Source organism: Candidatus Thermoplasmatota archaeon, assembly GCA_030018475.1.
Lineage (GTDB): Archaea > Thermoplasmatota > JASEFT01 > JASEFT01 > JASEFT01 > JASEFT01.
Genome location: JASEFT010000081.1, coordinates 1,573 through 3,310 on the forward strand (window position 1 = coordinate 1,573; position 1,738 = coordinate 3,310).

General features: G+C 41.5%; 3 protein-coding genes. All 3 read right to left on the reverse strand.

What is annotated here, in order from left to right:
- Nucleotides 1–293 precede the first annotated feature (293 nt).
- Nucleotides 294–773, reverse strand: coding sequence for a hypothetical protein (locus QMD21_07430; GenBank protein MDI6856593.1), 480 nt, complete (start codon nt 771–773; stop codon nt 294–296).
- Nucleotides 770–1,075, reverse strand: a complete 306-nt coding sequence (locus QMD21_07435; GenBank protein ID MDI6856594.1) for a hypothetical protein — start codon at nt 1,073–1,075, stop codon at nt 770–772. The genes QMD21_07430 and QMD21_07435 overlap by 4 nt, the downstream gene beginning before the upstream one ends.
- A gap of 137 nt (nt 1,076–1,212) precedes the next feature.
- Nucleotides 1,213–1,674: a hypothetical protein gene (locus tag QMD21_07440; GenBank protein MDI6856595.1), complete on the reverse strand. Its 462-nt coding sequence runs from the start codon at nt 1,672–1,674 to the stop codon at nt 1,213–1,215.
- Nucleotides 1,675–1,738: the final 64 nt, after the last annotated feature.

Sequence of the window (1,738 nt, forward strand, 5' to 3'; positions counted from 1 at the left end):
TTTGATTTCTTACAACCCTCTGCGTTCACCCTGTTTTTTCGTGGTAGGAGCGGAATGAGGGTTTTGCCCGAAGGGCAACCCTGAATGTAGCGTCATCGAATAAAAGCCTACGAAGTGCTGGCGTGAAGCATCGTAATGCATCTGCATCATCGGCGTTCACACAAAGTCTTGGCCAGCACCTTCGCTCAGGCGATTTGCTCGCTTACGAGCAATTCGTCAGCCAAAGAAATAAAAAATTTTGACTGTGAGCGGGAGCGAAGTAATGAGAATTTTTCCAGATGATTTCCTTAAGGCTATTCTTCTTCGAGCAAATGTTTAGCAATAATGTAAATTAGATTTTCCTTCCATTCGCGATGCTCAAATATTTTATCAACAGCGCTTATCGCCTTGGCTTTTGAAATCTTTCCGATTTTGTAAAGGATAAAAATAAGTATCGTGCTGAAGCTAATTCTATCATCTTTCTCTTCTTCTTTACTTACAAATTCAATATCGTCTGAGATTAATAAAGAAGCGTCTAACTCTTTCAGTAATTCAAGCGCTTCGTATTCCCCGTATTCAAACTCCTTCTTTGATTCTCTCAACTCAATTTGTTTCTCTATCAGCTTCAAAATTTTTCTTGCAGCTCTGCCTATAGGATCGTCAATAATAGCAATTTCTTCCAGCTCTGACCTCACTTTCGGGCCAAGTATAAACTGAAAATTTTCCAAACAAATAGACAACAAACCTGAGAGCTCTATAGAAATCAAAGCACTTGTATCTGCTATAACTTTCATTTTTTCAGCTGCTTAGCGATCTTTTCACTTTTCAGCAAGTCTTTTCTCGTTTTCTCAATAATAAAATCAATATCTTTCGCTAGGCTCTCACCGAAAAGCTCTTCCAGCTCGTCGCGCAGTAACTCACCTTTTAGGTATGCGGTTACAATTTGATACTTCAAATCGTTAATTACTTCTTTGATATTGTAGGCTAAACGTGTCCTTATCCATTCTGCTGCAGAGATGTGCAGCACTTTGCATAGAAGTTCAACCTCTCTTTTAAGCTTTGGCTCTACTCTAAGCGCTATAACCTCTTCTTTCATATGTATAACATATGTTAAACATTATATAAATATCTTTCTGTTCAGCTCAGGCGGGCGACGGGTTGTTAAGGGTGTCGCCCGCCACAAGCACCCCTTAACATATCTACAAAAAATGCGAGCAAAAAAAGAGAGCCCGCCTATCGGCGAGCCATAGTTTGAATTTCTCGGCTGTTGAAGTAGTCGTGCAGTCGCTGCCATTCGCTGTAACTGATTTTTTCGTTCCAGCGCAGAAAGTTTGCCTGTGTTTCTGATTTTATTTTCAGCTCTTCTAGTAACTGCTTGACTGAGCGGTTGCGTGTATCTCTGAGCTTCCTGCCGTTATCTTTGCCTTCGGCACTGTTGGTGTTGTTATTCTTGTTCTCTTTCATTAGCTCTGCTGCGGTTTTGAATTCGTTGTTTTGCTCTGCGTGATAGCCGTTGTTCTTCTTCGCTTCTTCCAGTAACTTCTGGCATTCCTTGTGCAAGCGCTCTACGATATTCGCCACGTTTTCGTTCTCGCAGACCTCTACCGTTATCTGGTGGAACAGCTTCGTTGAAGTAAACGGCTCCTTCTGCGGTAGCGTTTCGCTTCTGCCGACTGTTACTTCTTTGTATTTCATTCTTGATATCACCTCCTGATGAGCTTACGAACTTCCTTCTGGAAGCCGTTTTTCTCACCATAAG